The organism is Cohnella laeviribosi DSM 21336, assembly GCF_000378425.1.
Lineage (GTDB): Bacteria > Bacillota > Bacilli > Paenibacillales > Paenibacillaceae > Cohnella > Cohnella laeviribosi.
In genome coordinates this window covers 23302-29409 of the sequence record NZ_KB899847.1, presented here as the reverse complement: position 1 = coordinate 29409, position 6108 = coordinate 23302, and the positions used below count along the sequence as shown (strand labels likewise).

The following is a 6108-nucleotide window of genomic DNA, read 5'->3' as shown; positions in this document are numbered from 1 at the left end:
GAATAACTTCGATTGCGAGTTTGTCTCTCTAACCCTTCGTACCCGTACACCTCATAACGACTTCGCCATTTCACCAAGGTGGTTTTGGGAATACCGTATTTTTTAGCTGCAGCCTTAACGCCGATCTGGCCACTTTCGATTTCCTGTAGGATGGCGAATTTCTCCGACGCACTATATTGTTTATTAGGCATGAAAAAAGCTCCCTTTCAGCAGCAGGTTTTATTATTTCACCTGTCTACCTTAAGGGGAGCATATCACCTCCGTTTTGAAAATGGAGGTTTATTTTTTTCGATTCCTTGACGCGAGCGATTATACCGGTCTATCAACCTTTAAAACTCTCTCGGTTCTAGCAAACTACGGTCTCTCATATATTGGACTATCACCGCAAAAAATAGAGAGAACGCCCTCAATGCAGGGGGGCCGAGGAGGAACAGGATGAGACGGATCATCTTCATGGCGCAGCGTCCGAGGCTGAAATATCGGATCAGGAGAATGCTCGTTACCGGCAAAGCGTATCTGGCGTTAAGCCTTATTTCGATGACGGTTGTCCTGCTGCTCGGGGTCGGAGGCATCGTTCAGAACGTGCTCGCCGCTTCGCCCGTTCAATCCATGAAGGGGTTTGCCGCGTCGGTTTCGGGATCGTTTTTTGCCTCGCTTCTGGGAATGGAATTGCCGCATATGGATAAGCAAGAGGAGAAATCGCCCGTATCGGCGTCCCGGCTCGCTTCCTTTCTCGTCCGCTGGATGACCGAATTGAATCCGGACGACCCGAAGAGTCTGCTGGCGTTGGAAATGCCCGGCATGGACCGCGACAGCGCCGTGCTGCTGCGTCCGGGTTCGGGGGGCGGAGGGGAAGCGCCGGAGGATCACGAACCCGGTCAAGACCTGCCTTCGGATGAGGAAGACGGCTTGAACGAGACTCCTTCGCCTGAAAGCGGCGCTTCGCCGGACGTTTCCGAGCCTTCGCCCGAACCGTCCGCGGCGCCGGAAAAACCGGACGCAAGCAAAGCGCCGGGACCGGGCGACCGCCAAACGACGGAAGGACGCAAGGTCGTCTTTATCTACCATTCCCACAACCGCGAGTCCTGGTATCCGGAGCTGAAGGAAGGAACGAAGGACCCCAATTCGGACACCGTCAACGTGACGCTCGTCGGCAAGCGGATGGCCGATCAGTTGGAGAAGCGGGGCATCGGCACGGTTCACTCCGACAAGGACTACGCATCGACCGTCAAAGGCTATAACTGGAATTACTCTTACAAATATTCGCTTCAGACGGTTAAGGAAGCGATCGCAGAAAACAAGGATCTGAAAATCTTTTTCGATATTCACCGGGATTCCCAGCGGCGAAGCAAGACGACCGCGACGATCGGGGGAGTGGCTTACGCCCAGGTCTATTTCATCATCGGCCACCGGAACCCGAACTGGGAGAAAAACGAGGCGTTCGCCAACTCGATCCATCAGATGCTGGAGAAAAAATATCCGGGCCTGTCCCGTGGAATATGGGGCAAAACGGCGGCGACGGGCAACGGGGAATACAACCAGTCGGTGTCTCCCGACAGCGTGCTGATCGAAATCGGCGGAGTCGACAACACGCTTGCGGAGTGCTACCGCACGGCCGATGTCCTGGCCGAGGTGATTGCGGAAATCTATTGGGAGCGGCAAGGCGCGGTCAAAGCCGACGCGCCCGCGCAAACGAAGTGAGGGGGCAAAAGGATGAGAAGGGATATCGTGAAGCTGGCGATTGTAGGAGTCTTGATCTTGCTTGCCATGATGTACGGGATGGAACTGGCGTCGAGCGGCATTTCGACCGTGTACGGGCCGCTGGAGGAGAGCGGAACCCGTATCGCTCAGGATGGGCAGCGGGAAGCCGAGCCGCCGGACGCCGCGGCGGAAGCCTCGGAAGCGGCGGCCGCGCGAAGGACAGGCGGGGCCAGGTTCGCCGACGAGCCGCCCGGCATCGCCTACGATCCCGGAACCGGTCCCGATGCCGTCCCGGCGATTCCCCGGCTTGACCGGGAACCGGTTGTCGACCGTCTGGCGGGCAAAACGGCGGAGACGCTGCAGCAATTGTCGAAAAGCGGCATCCGGCTGATCGTCTCGCTGTTCGAATCCGCGACGGAATGACGGGGCAAGCGGACCGGGCCGAAGAAGGCGCATTGCCGCACCGCCGTTGCCTTGCTATAATTACCTAGATAGGCATATGAGGTAACTCCGGTGGAGGTTCTGATGGCAGACATTCGACCCAAACAAAGCCATATTCGCAATTTTTGCATTATCGCGCATATCGACCATGGGAAATCGACGCTGGCCGACCGCATTCTCGAATATACCGGCGCCCTGTCCTCGCGCGAAATGCAGGATCAGGTGCTCGATTCGATGGATTTGGAGCGGGAGCGGGGCATTACGATCAAGCTTCAGGCCGTCCGGCTTCAGTACAAGGCGGATGACGGCGAGACGTATACGCTTCATCTGATCGATACGCCCGGACACGTCGACTTTACGTACGAAGTGTCGCGCAGTTTGGCCGCATGCGAAGGGGCGCTGCTGATCGTCGACGCGGCGCAGGGCATCGAAGCGCAAACGCTGGCCAACGTGTATCTGGCGCTGGACAACAACCTGGAAATTTTGCCGGTCATCAACAAAATCGACCTTCCGAGCGCCGAGCCCGAGCGGGTCCGCCAGGAAATCGAGGACGTGATCGGGCTGGACGCAAGCGAAGCGGTGCTTGCCTCCGCGAAAAACGGCATCGGCATCAAAGAGATTCTGGAGCAGGTCGTGCGCAAGGTTCCGGCTCCGAGCGGCGATCCGAATGCGCCCCTCAAGGCGCTTATATTCGATTCGTATTACGACGCTTACAAGGGCGTCGTCTGCTATATTCGCGTCATCGACGGCACGATCCGCGCCGGCACGCCGATTTTGTTTATGGCGACGGGCGCGACGTTCGACGTCGTCGAGGTCGGAACGTTCAAGCCGCGGGCGACGGTCGTGGACGAACTCGGTCCCGGCGATGTCGGCTTCATTACGGCTTCGATCAAAAACGTCAAGGACACGCGGGTCGGGGACACGATCACCAATGCGAAAAACCCGACCAAAGAAGCGCTGCCCGGCTATCGGAAGATCAATCCGATGGTCTTCTGCGGCCTGTATCCGATCGATTCCTCGGATTACAACGACCTGCGCGAAGCGCTGGAGAAGCTGGTGCTGAACGACGCCTCGCTGCAATTCGAGCCGGAGACGTCGCAGGCGCTCGGCTTCGGGTTCCGCTGCGGTTTTCTCGGCATGCTGCATATGGAAATCATTCAGGAGCGGATCGAACGGGAGTTCAACATTCCGCTCATTACGACCGCTCCGAGCGTTATTTACAAAGTCACGCTCACCAACGGCCAGCAGCTGGAAATTTCCAATCCGTCCGAGTATCCGGAAGCGGGCAAGATCGATTATGTCGAGGAGCCGTACGTTAAGGCGTCCATTATCGTTCCGAAAGATTACGTGGGCGCGATCATGGAGCTGTGCCAAGGCAAACGCGGCGAATTTGTCGACATGCAGTATCTGGACACGACCCGCGTCACGCTGATCTACGAAATTCCGCTGGCCGAAATCGTCTACGATTTCTTCGACCAGCTTAAATCCAGCACGAAGGGGTACGCGTCGTTCGACTACGAGCTGTCGGGCTACCGCCAGTCGAAGCTGGTGAAGATGGACATTCTGCTCAACGGCGAACAGGTCGACGCCCTGTCGTTCATCGTGCACAGGGATCGGGCCTACCAGCGCGGCCGCGTTATTTGCGAGAAGCTGAAGGATCTGATTCCCCGCCAAATGTTCGAGGTGCCGATACAGGCGGCCATCGGCCAGAAGGTCATCGCGCGGGAGACGATCAAAGCGATGCGCAAAAACGTCCTGGCCAAGTGCTACGGCGGCGACATTACGCGCAAGCGCAAGCTGCTGGAGAAACAAAAAGAAGGCAAAAAGCGCATGAAGCAGGTCGGCAGCGTCGAGGTGCCGCAGGAAGCGTTCATGGCGGTGCTGAAAATTGACGACGACTGACCGGAGCGGCGGGCGAAACCGTGCAAGCGGCGAGAACCGCCGCGCCGGTTCCGGGTTCCATCAAGAAGAAGGAGGCGACCGCCATGGCCCTTTCGCAACCAAGCGGCGCGCATGAAGCGGCGGCGGTTGTTCCTTTGCACGCCTGGACGCCGCGCGCGCTTTACATTCATATCCCGTTTTGCACGAACAAGTGCTATTATTGCGATTTCAACTCCTACGTCGTCGCCGGCCAGCCGGTGGACGCTTATCTCGATGCGCTGGAGCGGGAAATGGAGCAGACCGTCCGCGCGCTGCCGCCCGAAACGATCCGTACCGTCTTTGTGGGCGGCGGCACGCCGACCGTCCTGAACCCGCGGCAGATGACGCGGTTTTTGAACGCGGTTGCCCGTTATTTTCCGCTGTCCGAGGATGCCGAATTTACGATGGAGGCGAATCCGGGCACGACCGACCCGGCCAAGCTGGACGCGATGCGGGAGGGCGGCGTGAACCGGATCAGCTTCGGCGCCCAATCGTTCGACGACAAGCTGCTGGCCGCCATCGGCCGGATTCACGAGGCGAAGGACGTCGTCAACAGCATTGCGAACGCGCGGCAGGCCGGGTTTACGAATTTGTCCATCGACCTGATGTTCGGTCTGCCGAACCAGACGCTGGCTCAGCTCGAAGACAGTCTCTCGCGCGCATTGGAGCTGGATCTGCCGCACTACTCCCTCTACAGCCTGAAAGTCGAGGAAAATACGCTTTTCCACCGGCTGTACGAGCGGGGCGAACTTCCGCTGCCGGACGAGGACGAGGAAGTGGCGATGTACGAGCGTCTGCGGGAGCGTCTTGGCGCGGCGGGGTACGAGCATTACGAGATCAGCAACTTCGCCAAGCCCGGGTTTGCAAGCCGGCACAACACCGTGTACTGGCGCAACGAGCCGTACTACGGGCTGGGCGCGGGCGCCCACGGCTACGCCATGGGCGTGCGCCACATCAATATCAAAGGCGTTCAGCCTTATATCGACGCCGCGGCAAGCGGGCTGCCCAGGCTGGAAACGACCCCGGTTACGGTCCGCGAGGCGATGGAGGACTTTATGATGGTCGGACTGAGACTGCGCGAGGGCGTGCGCAAGGCGGATTTCGCGGCCCAGTTCGGCGGAGCGGATCTGGACGAGGTGTTCGACGGCGTGTTGAACCGTCTTCTGGAGCAGGGGCTGATCGAGGCCTCCGGCACCGGCGAGGCGGCCGGCTACCGCTTGACGGAACGCGGCGTTCCCCTTGGCAACGAAGTGTTCGGCGCGTTCCTGTAAGACGCGCCGGCATTTGCGGCCGAGCCGCACCGGGCAAGCCGCCGGCGGGCGAGGGGCTGACATTATGCGCCCCAAACGGAAAACCTCCTGAACGAATAACATATAATAAGGAACAAAAAGCAGCCGCAGGTCGGAAAAGCGGACGCGGGATATGCGCCGGCAGCCGCGGAAAGGTGCATATTTCTCTCTTGAGGATTCATTCGTTTTGATGTATATTTATTCACATCACTACATTTTGGATGCCGAAAAGAAGGGAATCCCGTGAACATGACCATCGCCTGCCGCAAAGCGCAGCCAAGCGACGTGGACGCGCTTTACGATCTGATTCAGGGCTACGCAGAGAAAGGCATTATGCTTCCGCGGTCCAAGGATGCGCTGCATCGCCATATCGATTCGTTCATCGTGGCCGAGGAAGGCGGCCGGCTGATCGGCTGCGGTTCTTTGTTTCGGTTGGGCGCCGATTTGGTGGAAATCCGTTCACTGGGAATGGCCGAAGGCTACAAGGGCCAAGGGCTCGGCACGCGCATCGTGAACGCGCTGCTGGACGAAGCCCGGGCGATCAAGGTGCCGAAAGTCATGGCGCTTACGTACGCGGTCGATTTTTTTGTCAAAAACGGTTTTACGGTCGTAGAAAAAGAGATCTTCCCCGAGAAAGTGTGGACCGACTGCGTCCATTGCAGCAAACGGCACTGCTGCGACGAAACGGCGGTCGTCAAAGTGCTTTTTTGACTTGCGCGGGCGGTTGCGGCCGCTTGGAACAGATTCAAGGATAAAC

6 protein-coding genes are annotated in these 6108 nt (G+C 58.6%); 5 read left to right on the top strand and 1 reads right to left on the bottom strand.

The annotated features are described in order from the left end of the window. A partial coding sequence (locus F560_RS25225; protein ID WP_019007291.1) for a helix-turn-helix domain-containing protein occupies nucleotides 1-191 on the bottom strand: 191 nt, incomplete at its 3' end. A 244-nt stretch (nucleotides 192-435) separates the two neighbouring features. Between F560_RS25225 and F560_RS0118720 the strand changes: the two genes are divergently transcribed. The 5 genes from F560_RS0118720 to F560_RS0118700 all read left to right on the top strand — a co-directional run bounded on the left by F560_RS0118720 (nucleotide 436) and on the right by F560_RS0118700 (nucleotide 6062). Then, nucleotides 436-1701 carry a stage II sporulation protein P gene (locus tag F560_RS0118720; protein ID WP_019007290.1) on the top strand — a complete coding sequence of 422 codons (1266 nt, stop codon included), beginning with the start codon at nucleotides 436-438 and terminating at the stop codon, nucleotides 1699-1701. A gap of 12 nt (nucleotides 1702-1713) precedes the next feature. After that, a complete protein-coding gene (locus tag F560_RS0118715) occupies nucleotides 1714-2124 on the top strand; it encodes a hypothetical protein (RefSeq protein ID WP_019007289.1) in 411 nt (136 codons plus the stop codon). Between the two features lie 102 nt (nucleotides 2125-2226). Beyond that, nucleotides 2227-4044 carry a translation elongation factor 4 gene (gene lepA / locus F560_RS0118710; protein ID WP_019007288.1) on the top strand — a complete coding sequence of 606 codons (1818 nt, stop codon included), beginning with the start codon at nucleotides 2227-2229 and terminating at the stop codon, nucleotides 4042-4044. 83 nt (nucleotides 4045-4127) lie between these two features. Next, nucleotides 4128-5333 carry a radical SAM family heme chaperone HemW gene (hemW, locus tag F560_RS0118705; protein ID WP_083932137.1) on the top strand — a complete coding sequence of 402 codons (1206 nt, stop codon included), beginning with the start codon at nucleotides 4128-4130 and terminating at the stop codon, nucleotides 5331-5333. Between the two features lie 267 nt (nucleotides 5334-5600). Next, entirely contained in the window at nucleotides 5601-6062 is a 462-nt protein-coding gene (locus F560_RS0118700) for an N-acetyltransferase (protein WP_026298398.1), read from the top strand. Nucleotides 6063-6108: the final 46 nt, after the last annotated feature.

What these genes read in the sequence shown, in the direction of transcription:
- F560_RS0118720 (WP_019007290.1), top strand. Translation starts at nt 436, where the DNA reads ATGAGACGGATCATCTTCATGGCGCAGCGTCCGAGGCTGAAATATCGG.
- F560_RS0118715 (WP_019007289.1), top strand. Translation starts at nt 1,714, where the DNA reads ATGAGAAGGGATATCGTGAAGCTGGCGATTGTAGGAGTCTTGATCTTG.
- lepA (WP_019007288.1), top strand. Translation starts at nt 2,227, where the DNA reads ATGGCAGACATTCGACCCAAACAAAGCCATATTCGCAATTTTTGCATT.
- hemW (WP_083932137.1), top strand. Translation starts at nt 4,128, where the DNA reads ATGGCCCTTTCGCAACCAAGCGGCGCGCATGAAGCGGCGGCGGTTGTT.
- F560_RS0118700 (WP_026298398.1), top strand. Translation starts at nt 5,601, where the DNA reads ATGACCATCGCCTGCCGCAAAGCGCAGCCAAGCGACGTGGACGCGCTT.